General features: G+C 68.3%; 17 protein-coding genes and 3 pseudogenes. 13 read left to right on the top strand and 7 right to left on the bottom strand.

Going from position 1 to position 14,791, the window contains the following annotated elements; all coding sequences use genetic code 11:
- The first annotated feature begins 147 nt into the window (after positions 1 to 147).
- Complete coding sequence (gene hemW / locus ADADO0_RS15735; RefSeq protein WP_511306121.1) at positions 148 to 1,317, top strand: radical SAM family heme chaperone HemW; 1,170 nt, start codon at positions 148 to 150, stop codon at positions 1,315 to 1,317.
- Between the two features lie 33 nt (positions 1,318 to 1,350).
- On the opposite strand, the gene ADADO0_RS15730 is transcribed toward hemW, so the two are convergent.
- Positions 1,351 to 1,626, bottom strand: coding sequence for a metal-sensitive transcriptional regulator (locus ADADO0_RS15730; protein ID WP_511306120.1), 276 nt, complete (start codon positions 1,624 to 1,626; stop codon positions 1,351 to 1,353).
- 729 nt (positions 1,627 to 2,355) lie between these two features.
- On the opposite strand from ADADO0_RS15730, the gene ADADO0_RS15725 reads away from it, so the two are divergent.
- The 7 genes and pseudogenes from ADADO0_RS15725 to ADADO0_RS15695 all read left to right on the top strand — a co-directional run.
- Positions 2,356 to 2,964, top strand: coding sequence for a YHS domain-containing protein (locus ADADO0_RS15725; protein WP_511306119.1), 609 nt, complete (start codon positions 2,356 to 2,358; stop codon positions 2,962 to 2,964).
- A gap of 7 nt (positions 2,965 to 2,971) precedes the next feature.
- The gene (locus ADADO0_RS15720) at positions 2,972 to 4,258 is read left to right on the top strand and encodes a heavy metal translocating P-type ATPase (protein WP_511306542.1); all 1,287 of its coding nucleotides are present in this window, start codon (positions 2,972 to 2,974) and stop codon (positions 4,256 to 4,258) included.
- Positions 4,246 to 4,632, top strand: coding sequence for an HAD-IC family P-type ATPase (locus tag ADADO0_RS15715; protein ID WP_511306118.1), 387 nt, complete (start codon positions 4,246 to 4,248; stop codon positions 4,630 to 4,632). Before ADADO0_RS15720 ends, ADADO0_RS15715 begins: the two co-directional genes overlap by 13 nt.
- Before the next feature lie 55 nt (positions 4,633 to 4,687).
- Positions 4,688 to 5,484: pseudogene (locus ADADO0_RS15710) on the top strand (ComF family protein).
- A gap of 60 nt (positions 5,485 to 5,544) precedes the next feature.
- Positions 5,545 to 5,799, top strand: coding sequence for a glutaredoxin 3 (gene grxC, locus ADADO0_RS15705; RefSeq protein ID WP_511306117.1), 255 nt, complete (start codon positions 5,545 to 5,547; stop codon positions 5,797 to 5,799).
- 93 nt (positions 5,800 to 5,892) lie between these two features.
- Positions 5,893 to 6,773: pseudogene (locus tag ADADO0_RS15700) on the top strand (carbon-nitrogen hydrolase family protein).
- Positions 6,770 to 7,170, top strand: a pseudogene (locus ADADO0_RS15695) (DUF1178 family protein); the annotation flags it as partial. The pseudogenes ADADO0_RS15700 and ADADO0_RS15695, both read left to right, overlap by 4 nt.
- 76 nt (positions 7,171 to 7,246) lie before the next feature.
- Here ADADO0_RS15695 and ubiG read toward each other — a convergent pair.
- The gene (gene ubiG, locus ADADO0_RS15690) at positions 7,247 to 7,990 is read right to left on the bottom strand and encodes a bifunctional 2-polyprenyl-6-hydroxyphenol methylase/3-demethylubiquinol 3-O-methyltransferase UbiG (protein ID WP_511306116.1); all 744 of its coding nucleotides are present in this window, start codon (positions 7,988 to 7,990) and stop codon (positions 7,247 to 7,249) included.
- A gap of 123 nt (positions 7,991 to 8,113) precedes the next feature.
- Between ubiG and ADADO0_RS15685 the strand changes: the two genes are divergently transcribed.
- A complete protein-coding gene (locus tag ADADO0_RS15685) occupies positions 8,114 to 8,410 on the top strand; it encodes a GNAT family N-acetyltransferase (protein WP_511306115.1) in 297 nt (98 codons plus the stop codon).
- A gap of 174 nt (positions 8,411 to 8,584) precedes the next feature.
- Here the strand turns inward: ADADO0_RS15685 and ADADO0_RS15680 are convergent, their stop codons facing one another.
- From ADADO0_RS15680 to ADADO0_RS15665, 4 genes are read right to left on the bottom strand one after another with little or no spacing between them, the layout of a single operon-like run.
- On the bottom strand, positions 8,585 to 8,770 hold the full coding sequence (locus ADADO0_RS15680) for a hypothetical protein (RefSeq protein WP_511306555.1): 186 nt from the start codon (positions 8,768 to 8,770) through the stop codon (positions 8,585 to 8,587).
- Positions 8,763 to 9,092 (bottom strand): hypothetical protein, encoded by a 330-nt coding sequence (locus ADADO0_RS15675; RefSeq protein WP_511306114.1) that lies wholly within the window; start codon positions 9,090 to 9,092, stop codon positions 8,763 to 8,765. The genes ADADO0_RS15680 and ADADO0_RS15675 overlap by 8 nt, the downstream gene beginning before the upstream one ends.
- Positions 9,089 to 9,472, bottom strand: coding sequence for a hypothetical protein (locus ADADO0_RS15670; protein WP_511306113.1), 384 nt, complete (start codon positions 9,470 to 9,472; stop codon positions 9,089 to 9,091). The genes ADADO0_RS15675 and ADADO0_RS15670 overlap by 4 nt, the downstream gene beginning before the upstream one ends.
- Positions 9,473 to 9,482: 10 nt before the next feature.
- A complete protein-coding gene (locus ADADO0_RS15665; RefSeq protein WP_511306112.1) occupies positions 9,483 to 9,806 on the bottom strand; it encodes a hypothetical protein in 324 nt (107 codons plus the stop codon).
- A 206-nt stretch (positions 9,807 to 10,012) separates the two neighbouring features.
- On the opposite strand from ADADO0_RS15665, the gene ADADO0_RS15660 reads away from it, so the two are divergent.
- From ADADO0_RS15660 to ADADO0_RS15650, 3 genes are read left to right on the top strand one after another with little or no spacing between them, the layout of a single operon-like run.
- Positions 10,013 to 10,735 carry a response regulator gene (locus ADADO0_RS15660; protein WP_511306111.1) on the top strand — a complete coding sequence of 241 codons (723 nt, stop codon included), beginning with the start codon at positions 10,013 to 10,015 and terminating at the stop codon, positions 10,733 to 10,735.
- The gene (locus ADADO0_RS15655) at positions 10,732 to 11,994 is read left to right on the top strand and encodes an ATP-binding protein (RefSeq protein ID WP_511306110.1); all 1,263 of its coding nucleotides are present in this window, start codon (positions 10,732 to 10,734) and stop codon (positions 11,992 to 11,994) included. The genes ADADO0_RS15660 and ADADO0_RS15655 overlap by 4 nt, the downstream gene beginning before the upstream one ends.
- 52 nt (positions 11,995 to 12,046) lie before the next feature.
- Positions 12,047 to 12,502, top strand: coding sequence for a GNAT family N-acetyltransferase (locus ADADO0_RS15650; protein ID WP_511306109.1), 456 nt, complete (start codon positions 12,047 to 12,049; stop codon positions 12,500 to 12,502).
- 30 nt (positions 12,503 to 12,532) lie between these two features.
- Here the strand turns inward: ADADO0_RS15650 and ADADO0_RS15645 are convergent, their stop codons facing one another.
- Positions 12,533 to 14,350, bottom strand: coding sequence for an ABC transporter transmembrane domain-containing protein (locus tag ADADO0_RS15645; RefSeq protein WP_511306108.1), 1,818 nt, complete (start codon positions 14,348 to 14,350; stop codon positions 12,533 to 12,535).
- 99 nt (positions 14,351 to 14,449) lie between these two features.
- On the opposite strand from ADADO0_RS15645, the gene rpmE reads away from it, so the two are divergent.
- On the top strand, positions 14,450 to 14,674 hold the full coding sequence (gene rpmE / locus ADADO0_RS15640) for a 50S ribosomal protein L31 (protein ID WP_511306107.1): 225 nt from the start codon (positions 14,450 to 14,452) through the stop codon (positions 14,672 to 14,674).
- The last annotated feature ends 117 nt before the right edge of the window (positions 14,675 to 14,791 follow it).

The following is a 14,791-nucleotide window of genomic DNA, read 5'->3' as shown; positions in this document are numbered from 1 at the left end:
CCGCTTGCGGGGGAGGGTTGGAAGGGGGAAACCGCCGGGCTCACCACCGGCACCACCTTCCGAACGGATGGCACGCCCTTTCCGGGCAGTTTAGCTCAAGCTGGAATCAGCCCCCTCCCCAACCCTCCCCCGCAAGCGGGAGAGGGAGTGCAGCGGCGCGTGGCGGGGCGGCAGCCCGAGGGCGGGTTCGGCGTCTATGTCCACTGGCCCTTCTGCCTCGCCAAATGCCCTTATTGCGACTTCAATAGCCATGTCCGGCATTCCCCGCCGGACCAGGGGCGGTTCGTTGCCGCGTTCCGGCGCGAGATCGCGCATATGCGCGAGATGGGCGGCCCGGCGCAGGCGCAGAGCGTGTTCTTCGGCGGCGGCACGCCCTCGCTCATGGCGCCCGAGACGGTCGGTGCCATCCTGGAGGCTATCCATGAGGCGTGGCCGATCGCCAGCGGCGCCGAGATCACGCTGGAAGCCAACCCCACCAGCGTCGAGGCCGAGCGTTTCCGGGGCTATCGCGCGGCCGGGGTGAACCGGGTGTCGCTGGGCGTCCAGGCGCTGGACGATGTCCAGTTGAAATCGCTGGGGCGCATGCATTCGGTGGACGAGGCGCTGGCCGCCGTGGCTGTGGCGCGCGCCGCGTTCGAGCGGGTGTCGTTCGACCTGATCTATGCCCGCCCCGGCCAGAAGCCGCAGGATTGGGCGCTCGAACTCAAGCGCGCCATCGCCGAGGGCTGCGAGCACCTCTCGCTCTACCAGCTCACAATCGAGCCGGGCACGGCGTTCGAGCGGCTGTATTCCGCCGGCAAGTTGATCATCCCCGACGACGACCATGCCCGCGCTCTATGGGATGTGACGCAGGAGATCACCGCGCAGGCCGGCCTGCCCGCCTATGAGATTTCCAACCACGCGCGGCCTGGCAGCGAGGCGCGGCACAATCTGGTCTATTGGCGCTATGGCGAATATGCCGGCGTCGGCCCCGGCGCCCACGGGCGCCTCATGGCCAACGGCACACGGCGCGCCACCTTCACCGAGAAGCACCCGGAACGCTGGCTGAACTTGGTCGAGGCACAGGGCCACGGCATCGTCTCAGACGAGACACTGGATCTCACCGAGCAGGCCGACGAAATGCTGCTGATGGGCCTGCGCCTCTCGGAGGGCATCGATCTCACCCGTTACGCCCGTCTCGCCGGGCGGGAGATCGATCCGGGTAGCATCGACATGCTCGCGGGCGAGGGGCTGGTTGTCCACGAGGGCCGCCGGCTGCGTGTGACACCTGCCGGCTTCCCCGTGCTGAACGCCGTGATCCGCGCCCTGGCGGGGTGATTTCTCAGCGCGTGATATGCCGCGCATGAGAACCTACCGCTCCGACCGCACCAGCACATCCATCAACTCAGCAACCTTCCGGCTCTGCTCCTCGGCATCGCCCGAGCGGATGGCGTGGGCGACGCAGTGGGCGACGTGATCGCGCAGCACCTCCTCCTCGGCGCGGCGCAGGGCGGCACGGACGGCGGAAATCTGCGTGACGACATCGATGCAGTAGCGGTCCTCCTCCACCATGCGCGCGATCCCGCGCACCTGACCCTCGATGCGGCTGAGGCGTTTGGCGACGGAGGCTTTAGCGGTTGGTCCCATGGCTTGCCATATACCCCCCATGGGTATAAAAGGCAAACCCATATACCCCCATGGGGTTTCTCTGCAGGGATCCATCGCGGTCCCATGAGGCAGCGCAAGGCGAGGGCGGCTGTTCCAGGCTGCAATGGGCACATGACCGAGCATGACCACAAACACGCGGCGTCCTGTTGCACCGGCCCGGCACCGCTCGATGCGGCATCCACACCGTCGTGCTGCGGTGGGGCAGCCGAGCCCTCTCCCTCTGAGGCTGTTCCCTCTCCCGCTTGCGGGGGAGGGCTAGGGAGGGGGAATTGGGAAGAAATGGCCGGCGGCGGCGCTTTTTCCCAGGCTCCCGGCTCCCTCCCCAACCCTCCCCCGCAAGCGGGAGAGGGGGCGATTGCGCATCATGCTGAGATCCCCGGTGGCGAACCGGTGGCATCCTCATGCTGCGGCGGGCCGGCCAAACTCCCTCTCCCCGAGGGGGAGAGGGCTGGGTTGAGGGGGGCAAACCCCTTAGAACCTGAAACATCGGAGCCCCCTCACCCGGCTGCTGCGCCGCCGACCTCTCCCCCTCGGGGCGAGGTGAAAAGCGCGTGCTGCGGCGGCGCCCACGAGCCACATGGGCATGACCATTCGGCCCATCAGCATGCCCAGCCGGCGCCGGAAACGGCCAGTCACAGCGGCCAGCGCGCAGCCTCGCACGATCACGCACACCACGCACAGGCCCCATCCACCTCCGCGACGCATCCGGTGAAAGACCCGGTTTGCGGGATGGATGTGGACCCGCACACCGCGAAGCATCGCGCCGGCCATAACGGCCAGCCGTTCTATTTCTGCTCCGCCGGCTGCAAGACCAAGTTCGAGGCGGACCCGGCGCGCTATCTCGGCGACACGCCGGCGCCCGCCGCGCCGGTGCCCGATGGCACGGTCTTCACCTGCCCCATGCACCCGGACATCCGCCAGATCGGCCCCGGATCCTGCCCCATCTGCGGCATGGCGCTGGAGCCGGAGACGGCGAGCCTCGACGACGGGCCGAACACCGAACTCCTCGACATGACCCGTCGGTTCTGGATCGGCCTTGCGCTGACCCTACCGGTGTTCGCGCTGGAAATGGGCAGCCATCTGTTCGGCCTGCATCTGCTGATGGGGCAGACCTCGAATTATGTGCAGTTCGCGCTGGCGACCCCGGTGGTGCTGTGGGCGGGCTGGCCGTTCTTCCAGCGCGGCGCGGCCTCGGTGCGCAGCGGCCATCTCAATATGTTCACGCTGATCGCCATCGGCACCGGCGTCGCCTTCCTCTACAGCCTCGCCGGCACCTTCGCCCCCGGCCTGTTCCCGCCGGCGGCTGCGCGGCCATGACGGCTCGGTGCCGGTCTATTTCGAGGCGGCGGCGGTCATCACTGTCCTGGTCCTGCTGGGGCAGGTGCTGGAACTGCGGGCCCGCGAGCACACCTCCGGCGCCATCAAGGCCCTGCTCGGGCTCGCCCCCGCCACCGCGCGCAGGATCAACGGCGAGGTGGAGGAAGACGTGCCGCTGGACCAGGTGGCAGTCGGCGACCTGCTCCGGGTGCGGCCCGGTGAGAAGGTGCCGGTGGACGGCATCATCACGGAGGGCCGCTGCGCGCTGGATGAATCCCTCGTGACGGGCGAATCCATGCCGGTGACGAAAGCGCCCGGCGATGCCGTGGTGGCCGGGAGCCTTTCGTCCGGCGGAGGCTTCGTCATGCGCGCCGAAAAGGTGGGACGCGACACCCTGCTCGCCCGCATCGTCCAGATGGTGGCGCAGGCCCAACGCTCGCGCGCGCCGATCCAGCGGCTTGCGGATCAGGTTTCCGGCTGGTTCGTGCCGGGCGTACTCGCGATGGCCGCCCTGGCCTTCCTGGCCTGGATATGGCTCGGCCCGGAGCCGCGCGTCAGCTACGCGCTTCTGGCGGCGGTGTCAGTGCTGATCATCGCCTGCCCCTGCGCGCTCGGCCTCGCGACGCCCATGTCCATCATGGTGGGCGTCGGGCGCGGCGCCCAGGCGGGCATATTGGTGCGCGACGCCCAGGCGCTGGAAACCATGGAGAAGGTGGACGTGCTGCTGGTGGACAAGACCGGCACCCTCACCGAAGGCAAGCCGCGCGTCACCGAGGTTCGGGCGCTCCAGGGCAGCGAAGAGGAATTGCTGCGCCTCGCCGCCAGCCTGGAACGGGCCAGCGAGCATCCGCTGGCCGCGGCCATCGTCGCGGAGGCAACGGCGCGCAATCTGGTGCTGACCCAGGCTCAGGACTTCTCCAGTCCCACCGGCAAGGGCGTCACCGGGCGCGTCGACGGGCACGCCATCGCCATCGGCCAGAGCGCGCTCATGGCGGATGCTGGCATCGCGCTGGGAACCCTCCAGGCCGAAGCCGATGGCCTGCGCGGCTCCGGCGCGACCGTGGTGTTCGTGGCGGTGGACGGCGCGGTTGCCGGCCTCATCGCCATCGCCGACCCGATCAAGGCGAGCACGCCTGCCCGCGCTGGCGGCGCTGAAGGCGGATGGCGTGCGGGTCATCATGCTCACGGGCGACAACCGCGCCACCGCCCAGGCGGTGGCGTCACGGCTCGGCATCACCGAGATCGACGCCGAAGTGCTGCCCGGAGCACAAGGCCGCCCATGTGGCGCGCCTGAAGGCGCAGGGGCATGTGGTGGCCATGGCGGGCGACGGCGTGAACGATGCACCCGCGCTGGCAGCGGCGGACGTCGGCATTGCCATGGGCACCGGCACCGACGTCGCCATGGAGAGCGCCGGCATCACTTTGCTGAAGGGTGACCTTTCCAGCATCGCCCAGGCGCGCTCCCTCTCGCGCGCCACCATGGGCAATATCCGGCGCAATCTCATGTTCGCCTTCGGCTACAACGCCGCCGGCGTGCCGCTCGCCGCAGGATTGCTCTACCCCGCCTTCGGCCTGCTGCTGTCTCCGGTGGTGGCTGCCGCCGCCATGTCGCTGTCCTCAGTGAGCGTCATCGCCAACGCCCTGCTGCTGCGCCGCTGGAAACCCTGACTTGAACGCCCCCCGCGCCCGGCCCCATTCTGGTCGGGCGCGGGGACAAGCGAGCATGGAGACGGCGCTCGGAAGGGTGTGGACGCGGGTGCGGCCGGCGGCGCGCGCTCTCAAGGCCGCCGGGCGCGGCGCTCTCGACTTGGTGCTGCCGCCCACCTGCATTTCCTGCGGCGCCATCATGCGCGAGGCCGGCGGCTTGTGCGGCGCCTGCTGGGGGCCGGCTTGCCTTCATCGAGCGCCCGTTCTGCCATCGGCTTGGCACGCCGTTCGCCTTTCCACCGCTGCGCAGCGACGAAGGGCCGGATGTCTCGGCGCAAGCTCTTGCTGATCCGCCCGCCTTCGATCGGGCGCCGCGCGGCGGTGCTGTTCGGCGATGTCTCGCGCGATCTCGTCCACCGGCTGAAATATGGGCGACCGGCTGGACCTCGCCTCGGCCATGGCCGGCCATATGGTGCGGGGCGGGCGCGGATTTGCTGGCCGAGGCGGACCTGATGGTGCCGGTGCCGCTGCATGCCTTCCGCCTGTGGCGACGGGCGTTTCAACCAGGCCGCCCTCCTGGCGCAGCGCATTTCCAACGCCAGCCGCGTGCCCGTGCATGCCGACCTTCTGCTTCGGGTGCGGGCCACGCCCTCCCAGGTTGAATTAAGCCGCACCGAGCGGCGCGGCAATGTCTCGGGCGCGTTCAAGGTTCGCCCGTCCGGGGCGGGGCTGATCGAGGCTCGCCGCGTCCTTCTGGTGGACGATGTACTGACCACCGGCGCGACGCTCGATGCCTGCGCCCGCACGCTGCGCCGGGCCGGCGCGAAAAGCGTGGACGCCCTGACGTTTGCGCGGGTTGTCGAAACCGGCTGAGACGATTTATTATGCAACAGTTCGGTGACGGTGTTTCCCCCCCGTCCCGCCGAGGTTTGCATGAAATCCATCACCATCTACACCAAAAGCTGGTGCTCCTATTGCCACGCCGCGAAGGAACTCCTGCGGCGCAAAGGCTGGACCTTCACCGAGATCGACGTCACCATGGACCCATCGGGCCAGGTGGAGATGTCGCGCCGCGCCGGGGGCCGCACCTCGGTGCCGCAGATCTTTTTCGGCGATGAACACATCGGCGGCTGCGACGACCTCTATGCCCTCGAAAGCGCCGGCACGCTTGACGCATTGGCCGCCTGACGCAGGGGCACGCGTTGCACAGCCGGCTTGCCACCCCCCGCCGTTCCGTGAGATTGGCTTAGCAAAGGCCCCCCTTCTCGCGAGCGAGACCAGATGAGCACGACATCCGACATGCTGCGCGTCGCCCTGGTGCAGATGCGTTCCGGCCGCGACGTTGCGGCGAACATCGCCACCGCCGCCGCAATGATCCGCGGGGCCGCCGCCGGCGGGGCGCGCTATGTGCAGACCCCCGAGACCACCAATCTGATGGAGCTGGACCGCTCGGTCCTGTTCGAGCGTCTCAGCGAGGAAGAGAGGCGACCCCGCCCTCGCGGCGTTTCCGAGAGCTGGCCCGCGAACGCGCCATCCACCTGCATGTCGGCTCGCTGGCGATCAAGGTGTCGGAGCATCGCGCGGTGAACCGGGGGTTTCTGATCACGCCGGAAGGCGAGATCGCCGCCCGATATGACAAAATCCACATGTTCGACGTGGACCTGGGCAATGGCGAGAGCTACCGCGAATCCACCGCCTACATGCCCGGCGAGCGTGCGGTGCAGTCCCATGTGGACGGCATCCCCCTGGGCCTCACCATTTGCTACGACCTGCGCTTTCCTGCGCTCTATCGCGCCCTGGCCGAGGCCGGCGCGACCGTGCTCACCGTTCCCGCCGCCTTCACCCGCCCCACCGGTGAGGCACACTGGCATATCCTGCTACGCGCCCGCGCCATCGAGAACGGCGCCTATGTACTCGCCGCCGCCCAGGGCGGGCGCCACGAGAACGGCCGCGAGACCTTCGGGCATTCCCTGGTGGTGGACCCGTGGGGCCGCGTCATTGCCGAGGGCGGCAAGGACCCCGGCATCATCTTGGCCGAGATCGACATGAAGGAAGTGGCGGCGGCGCGCGCGAAAATCCCATCGCTGCGCCACGGCCGGCGCTTCGAGGTGTCTGAGGCGGGCCATGCCGGCCACCTCCATCTTGTCGGAGCCCCGTCTTGATCCGCTACACCCTGCAATGCGTTCAGGGGCATCATTTCGAGAGCTGGTTCCCCTCCTCGGAAAGCTACGAGAAGCAGCGCACCCTCGCATATATCGCGTGCCGGACTGCGGCTCGACGGTGGTGGACAAGGCGATCATGGCCCCCGCCGTTGCCCGCACCGATCTCGCCCGCTCCCGCGCAGAGCCCGAGGCCACCCCCGCGCCCGCCGCATCTGTTTCCGCCCCCACCGCGCCGGTCGCGAAATTGACCGAGGGCGAGCAGGAATTCCGCCGCATGCTGCGTGAGCTGCGCGAGCACGTCACCCGCAACGCCGATTATGTCGGCGACGACTTCGCCGACCTCGCCCGCAAGATGCACGATGGGGAAGTCGAGCACCGCTCCATCTACGGCGAAGCGACGCCGGAAGACGTGAAGGCCCTGCGCGAGGACGAGTGGAGGTCTATGCCCTTCCCGTCCTGCCGGAAGACCGGAACTAGGACCGCCGTTCCGCGACCAGGAAATAGTTCACGTCCATGTCGGGCGCGAGCCGCCACTGGCCGGCGAACGGGTCGAACACCATTCCGATGCGCTCCTTCACATCCAGGCCGGCGACGCCGATCACCGTCTCGAACTCCTCGGGGGTGATGAACTTGTCCCAACGATGGGTGCCGCGCGGCAGCCAGCGCAGCACATATTCCGCCCCGATGATGGCAAGCGCGAAGCTCTTGGGCGTCCGGTTCAAGGTCGAGCCGACGAACAGCCCGCCGTGCGCTACCATGCGCGCGGCCTGCCGCACGAACAGGCCGACATCGGCCACATGCTCAACCACCTCCAGCGCCAGCACGGCGTCGAAGGTCTCCCCCGCCTCCATCACATCCTCGGCGGTGACCGCGCGATAATCGATATCGAGCCCGGAGCCCTCGGCATGCAGGCGCGCGATCTCGACATTGCCCGCCGCGGGATCGATACCCGTCACGCGCGCGCCCATGCGCGCAAGAGGCTCACTGAGCAGCCCGCCGCCGCAGCCGATATCAAGAATGCGCAGGCCGTGGAGCGGGCGCATCTCGCGCGCGTCGCGACCGAAGCGGCGCACCAGCACATCGCGCAGAAAGGCGAGGCGGACAGGATTGATGGCGTGGAGCGGGGCCATCTTGCCCTTGGGGTCCCACCATTCCGCGCCCAGCGCCTCGAAGCGGGCGACCTCGGCGGGATCGACGGTGGTGTTCACCTCAGTCATGGGCGGCTCCTTCGCAGCGATGGTTACGCTGGCAGGCGGCGCGGGCAAGACAGACGCGGGGCAAGGCGACACATCCGGCATGCCGGTCGACGGCGGATGACGGCTTAGCTAATCTGTCCGCGCATGGCTTCCCCCGCCCCGTTCCGCATCATCGCGTTCGCACCGGCGCATCTTCCGGCGATCGCAGATCTGTGGGTCGCGAGCTGGCAGCGCACCATGCCGGACATCGATTTCGAGGACCGCCGCCCCTGGTTTCTCGGCCATATGTCGCGCCTCAAGGCCGATGGCGCCGAGTTTCATGTCGCGCAGACGCCGGACGGGGAGGTGGCGGGCTTCGTGGCGATCGCGCCGGCCAGCGGATATCTCGACCAATTGGCGGTCGCTCCGCCTTCTGGGGCCAGGGCGCGGCGGAGGTGCTGATGAACGCGGCCAAGGCGCGCGCGCCCGGTGGGATCGCGCTCGATGTCAACCAGGACAATCCCCGCGCCGTCGCCTTTTATCGCCGCCTCGGCTTCGAGATCGCCGCCTCGGCAAGAACCCCACCTCCGGCCGCACCATATGGCGGATGGAATGGCGGCCGGCAAAGCCGGGAGCCTACGGCATCACGCAATAGGCCGGCTGGTCCGGCGGCAGCACAAACGAGAGGTTGGCGATCGCGAAGACGGTCAGGATCACACCTGCCACGGCGCCGAGCGCCAGACCCTTCCAGAACATCCATCCCTCCACGGATCGTCCAGAGGCCCACGCCGGGCGGGCGAGGTTCAGTCGCGTCTCAGTCATGGCGCAGCAGTCCCACCGCAGGCATCTGCTCGACTGAAGGATCGGTCCGGTGAACGCTCGCACCCGCCTCATCCGACGCGCCGTAGATGCGGTGAAGCTCCGTGGCGGCGGCCTGCGCCATCCACTGGCTTTCCGAGAGCGCCCAGAAGGCCGCGTCCTCCCACACGCCTTCCGCGTTCCGTTCACTTTGGGCGCGGGGCAAAGGCGCCTTCGACGGGCCCTCGATGCCAGCCTGCGCGGCGGCGGTCGGGGTCCGCGTGATCATCTGCTGCAGGAGCGCGGTCATGATGGCGGTCGGCAGGGCGCGGATGTGCATGCTCATGGCCGTGCCCCCGTTCTTGCCTGAGGTTCCGTGCCGACCTCGGGCTCCAGACCCTGCCAGTCCTTGTCGAGCCGCATGGCTTTCTCCAATTGCGCCGGCGTCAGCTTTGCCTTGAGGGCGTCGCGGGCATCCAGCAGGGCCTGTCCTTTGCGGCCGTCCGCAACCGCCTGCTGGGCGAGCGCACCGGTGACGGCGAAGGGCTCCGGCTTGGCCGGGGGTTGCAGGTTGGCGGGGGCTGCGGCGTCCTGCACCGCGTCGGCATAGGCGCGCCAGGCGTCGAGTTGTTCGGTGCGGATGCCCAGCGCAGTTTCCTGCGCGCTCAGCACCAGCGCCAGCGCCAGGGGGCCGGCCGGCGGTTCCTGCGCCGGGGGCGGCGGCATCGCCTGCGGGTTACGCGGGGGGAGGAGCGTGGCCGGGGAGCGGCGGCGGCGGCATCTGGGGCTGGCCCGAGAACAGCGGCGGGAACGGCCGGGGCGGCGGGGGGAAGCCACAGCGCGGCGTCGCCCACTCGCAATTCTCGCCATTGCCGTTCTGCGGCTTGCGCCCGCCGATGTCCGCCTGGGCGTAATATTGGAGGTTTGAGGTCCCGGCGTCCGCGACCATCGGGAAGCGATCCTGGATCTTGCCCTGCGGCGCGCTGCCATAGGCAACGCCGCCGATACAGCCTCCGATCACGCCTAACGCCACGATGGCGGGCAACACTGCCTTGTTCATCCGCTCAGATCCTTATCTCTGATGTCGGACGACACATCGCCGGGCTGCGTTGCCGCGATAGTTCCGTTCGTGTCCGAATGTTTCTGGAAAAGCGGTTTTTGTATCCGCGGGTTTCCCAGGGCGCGCTGGAAACACAGCGTTGCAACTCACCGGCCGGGCGGGCTTCGTTGTATGGTTTAAGACCTCAGGCAGGGAGAACGAACGTCTTGGAGAGCGGCCCGCACATTCTCGTGGTTGACGATGACCATGAGATCAGAACGCTTCTCGGCCGCTACCTTCTCACCCAGGGATTTCGCGTCATCACGGCGTGCAACGGCCGCGAGATGGAAGAGAAAGTGGCCACCAACCGCATCGACCTGATCGTCCTCGACGTGATGCTGCCGGATGCTTCGGGGCTCGACCTGTGCCGGGGGCTGCGGGTGCGCTCCACGGTGCCGATCATCCTGCTCACCGCGCTGAAGGAGGATGTGGACCGCATCATCGGGCTCGAAATCGGCGCCGACGATTACCTCGGCAAGCCGTTCAACCCGAGGGAGCTGGTCGCGCGCATCCGTGCCGTGCTGCGCCGGATCGCCGAGCGCGAGGTGCCGGCGCGCCAGGGCGAGGTGTTCCGCTTCGCCGGCTTCAGCGCGGCGCGCGAGACCCGCAGCGTGGAGACGCAGGCGGGAGAAGCGGTGCCGCTCACGGCGGCGGAATTCGACCTGCTGATCGCATTTCTCGAACGCCCCGGCCGCATTCTCTCGCGCGACCAGTTGCTGGACATCACCCAGCGCCGCGAGGCCGGACCATTCGATCGCTCCATCGACGTGCTGGTGAGCCGGCTGCGCCGCAAGCTGGGGGACGCCGGTGACTTCCAGATTTTCAAGACCCAGCGCAACGGCGGCTACCAGCTTTCCGTGAAGGTGGAGACCTCGGGCGGGGCAGCATGAGGGCGCGGCACTGGAACACGCTCCGGGTCAAGATCACCGCCGTCCTGGTGGCCGCGATCCTGCTGGTGGTGACATTCGCCAGCGCGGTGTCGTTCTTCCTGCTCGATCCCTCGCGGATGCGGGTGCTCGACGATTCGCTCGCCGAGCAGATCATCTTCGACATTTCGCTTGCCGAAGGGCAGGTGCGGCCGGGCGTGTTCGGCGGCCTGCTGGAGCGCCCGCCGGTCGGCATGGTCGACCCGATGCGCACCCGCGGCCTCAACGATGCGATGGCGCGGCGCGGCGTGGACGTGGCGGTGACCGCCCTGGAACCGGGACCCGACCACCCGCCCCGTGTCTATGCGCGGCTCGCCGACGGGCGCTACCTCCAATTGCCCCTGATGGGCCCGCCCCGCCCTGGAAACGGCTTTCTCATGGTGCTGGCGTGGCTGGCGCTGGTGGCGCTCGGCACCACCGGCGTGGTGGTGCTCGCCATCACCCGGCTCACACGGCCATTGGCTTTGATCGAGGCAGCCATTGCGGATGCCGCCTCCACCGGCGAACTCCCCCATCTGGCGGAGGAAGGCACCACCGAGGTGCGGACCACCGCACGCACCATCAACCGCCTGTCGGAACAATTGAAGACCGCCATGGAGAGCCGCATGCGCATCGTCGCGGCGGCGGCCCATGATTTCCGCACTCCGCTCACCCGTCTGCGGCTGCGCGCGGAGTTCCTGCCCGAGGACGCGGAACGGGACAAATGGCTCGCCGACCTCATGGATCTCGACCGGATCGCCGACAGTGCCATCCGCCTGGTGCGCGAGGAGGTGCAGCCCGCCTCCGAGGAGGTTCTGCGGCTGGACACGCTGGTGGTGGAAATCGTCGAGGAACTGACGCAGATGGCGCTCCCCGCCGAACTGGTGCGCGCCGAGCCGGTGAGCGTGCGGGGCCGCCCCATGGCGCTGAAGCGGGCGGTGCGCAACCTCGCCATCAATGCCGCCACCCACGGCCGGCGCGCCCGCGTATCGATCTTCCCCGCCGGGGGATATGCGGTTCTGGAAATCGCCGATGAGGGGCCGGGCATTCCCGAGGCCTTGCTGCCGCGCGTGTTCGAGCCGTTCTTCCGGGTCGATCCCGCCCGCCAGACCAGCATTCCCGGCGCCGGCCTCGGTCTTGCCATCGCCAAGGAGATCATCGAGCGCCAGCAGGGAACGCTGGCGCTCTCCAATCAACCCGACGGCGGCCTGATGCAGCGCGTCCGCATTGCCGCTGCGGATTGAGCCTTAAGCCGCAGCGTATCCCTTATCCTAAACTTTCAAGGTTTAGCCGCCAGTGGATGACCACGCCCCTCGACTTGCCGACCATCACGACCTGTCTGCGGTCGAGGAGATCGTGCGGGCTGCATATACGCCCTACATCCCCCGGATCGGGTGTGAACCGGGGCCGATGGGCGAAGACTATGGCGCACTGATCGCCGCCGGCAGCGTGCATGTTTTGGAGCACGACAGCGGCGTCTGCGGTGTTCTCGTGCTGATTCCGGAAGTGGACTGCATGCTTCTGGACAATGTTGCGGTGGCCCCGCGCGCGCAAGGTTTGGGGCTCGGCCGAAAAATGCTGGCGTTCGCGGAGGCCCGCGCGAAGGACCAGGGATACCGCGCCATCCGCCTGTACACGAACGAGGCCATGATCGAGAATCTCGGCCTTTACACGCACATCGGCTACGTCGAGACCCACAGGGCGACAGAAAACGGCTTTAGACGGGTCTATATGACCAAGCCGCTTTATTGACCCGTCTTGAGGCCGCTCTGGCTGTGTGGCCTATGCCGCCGCGTGGAACTGGAGCGCGGCGAGGCGGGCATAGAGGCCGCCCTTCGCCACCAACTGGGTGTGCGTGCCCTCGTCGATGATGCGACCGTCCTCCATCACCAGGATGCGGTCGGCAGAGAGCACGGTGGCGAGGCGGTGGGCGATCACCAGGGTGGTGCGCCCGTCCATGGAACGCTCCAACGCGGTCTGCACCAGGGTCTCGCTTTCGGCGTCCAGCGCCGAGGTCGCCTCGTCCAGCAGCAGGATCGGCGCCGCGCGCAGGATGGCGCGGGCGATCACAATGCGCTGGCGCTGGCCGCCGGAGAGGGTAACGCCGCGCTCGCCGACCTGGGTGTCCCAACCCTGCGGCAGGCGCTCGACGAACTCGTCCACCACGGCGGCGCGCCCCGCCTGCTCCACCTCGGCGTCGGTGGCTTCGGGCCTGGCGAGGCGGATGTTCTCGCGCACGGTGTCGGCGAAGATCGCGACCTCCTGCGGCACCAGGGCGAGTTGGCGGCGCACCGCCACGGGATCACATCGGGCGATGTCCGCATCGCCCAGCAGGATGCGCCCGCCCTGCGGGTCGTAGAAACGCTCCAGCAGCTGGAACACGGTGCTCTTGCCGGCACCGGAGGGGCCAACCAGCGCCACCCGTTCACCCTGGCCGACGCTGAAGGACACATTGTTCAACGCGCGCGCCTCGGGACGGGTGGGGTAGGAGAAGGAGACATTCTCGAACCGGATCGCGCCGGTCACCCGCGCCGGCAGCGGCAGCGCAACGGCGGGCGCACGCACCAGCGGCTCCACCTTGAGCAGTTCGCCGATGCGCTCGGCGGCTCCGGTGGCCGAGGACACCTCGCCCCAGGTCTGCGACAATTCCCCAAGGCTGCTCGCCGCGAGCACAGCGAACAGCACGAACTGGCTGAGATCGCCCGCGCTCATGGTGCCCGCGAGCACCGATTGCGCACCGACCCAGAGCACGGCCACCACGCTGGAGAACACGAGGAAGATGCCGACACCCGTGAGCAGGGCACGCGAGCGCGTGGCATCCTGGGCGGCGGAGAAGGCGCGCTCCGCCTCCAAATCGAACCGAGCGCGGGCGACGGCTTCCGCGCTTGAAGCCTGGACCGAGCGCATGGCGCCGACCACTTCCGAGGCATAGGCCGAGGCGTCGGCGAGCGAATCCTGCGCCTTGCGGCTGCGGGCGCGCACCTTCCGCCCGAATGCCACCAGCGGCAGCACGATAAAGGGAATGGCGATCAGCACAAGGCCCGACAGGCGCGGGCTCGTCACCACCATCATGGCGATGGAGCCAATGCACATGACAACGTTGCGCAGCGCCACCGAGGCGGAGGTCGCCACCGCCACCTTGATGTGGGTGGTATCTGCGGTGAGGCGCGAGGTCAGTTCGCCGACGCGGGCGGTGTCGTAGAACGTGCCGTCCAGCGTGGTGAGGCGCGCGAACACCGCGCTGCGCAGATCCGCGACCACCCGCTCGCCCAGCGTGGTGACGAGGTAATAGCGCATGCCCGACGCACCCGCGAGCGCAGCGACGACCACCACCAGCACGCCGAAATATCGGTCGATCATGCCGACATGGTCGTTGGCGAAGCCGAAGTCGATCATCCGGCGCACCGCAATCGGCATGGCGAGCATGGCGAAAGCGGCAACCACCAGCGCGATCAGCGCCAATATGATCCGGCCGCGATAGCGCAGAACATACGGCAGAAGCCCCAGCAGCGGCCCGAGCGAGCGCGCCCGCTTGGTTTCCGGTTGGGAAGACGTGGTTCTGAGCCCGTCATTGGCTCGTGATGTGTCGGCTTGTGTCAACGCATGCTCTCGGCTATAGACCCGCCAATTCCGTCAGGAAACGAATTCAGCCCACTGCTGATCGGCCTATGGCGCGACGCGGTGAGAAGGACCCGACCCATGAAAAGCGACATCCACCCTGATTATCACTTCATCAAAGTGGTGATGACGGACGGCTCCGAGTACACGACCCGGTCGACCTACGGCAAGGCGGGCGACTCGATGCAGCTCGACATCGACCCCCGCACCCATCCGGCCTGGACCGGCGGCTCCCAACAGCTGCTGGACCGCGGCGGCCGCGTTTCGCGCTTCAAGAACAAGTTCGGCGGCCTGCTGAAGGGCTGATCGGGAGCCTTGCTCCCCTTCTCCTCCCTCAGTCTCTCAAAGAAGAGCCGCCTTGCGGCGGCTCAGGGGGGACAGGGAGGAACGCCATGCGGGCGACGGGACCATCAAGACATCCCG

This window comes from Aquabacter sp., assembly GCF_965279295.1.
Taxonomy (GTDB): Bacteria; Pseudomonadota; Alphaproteobacteria; order Rhizobiales; family Xanthobacteraceae; genus Aquabacter.
This window is presented reverse-complemented; position numbering and strand designations above follow the sequence as displayed.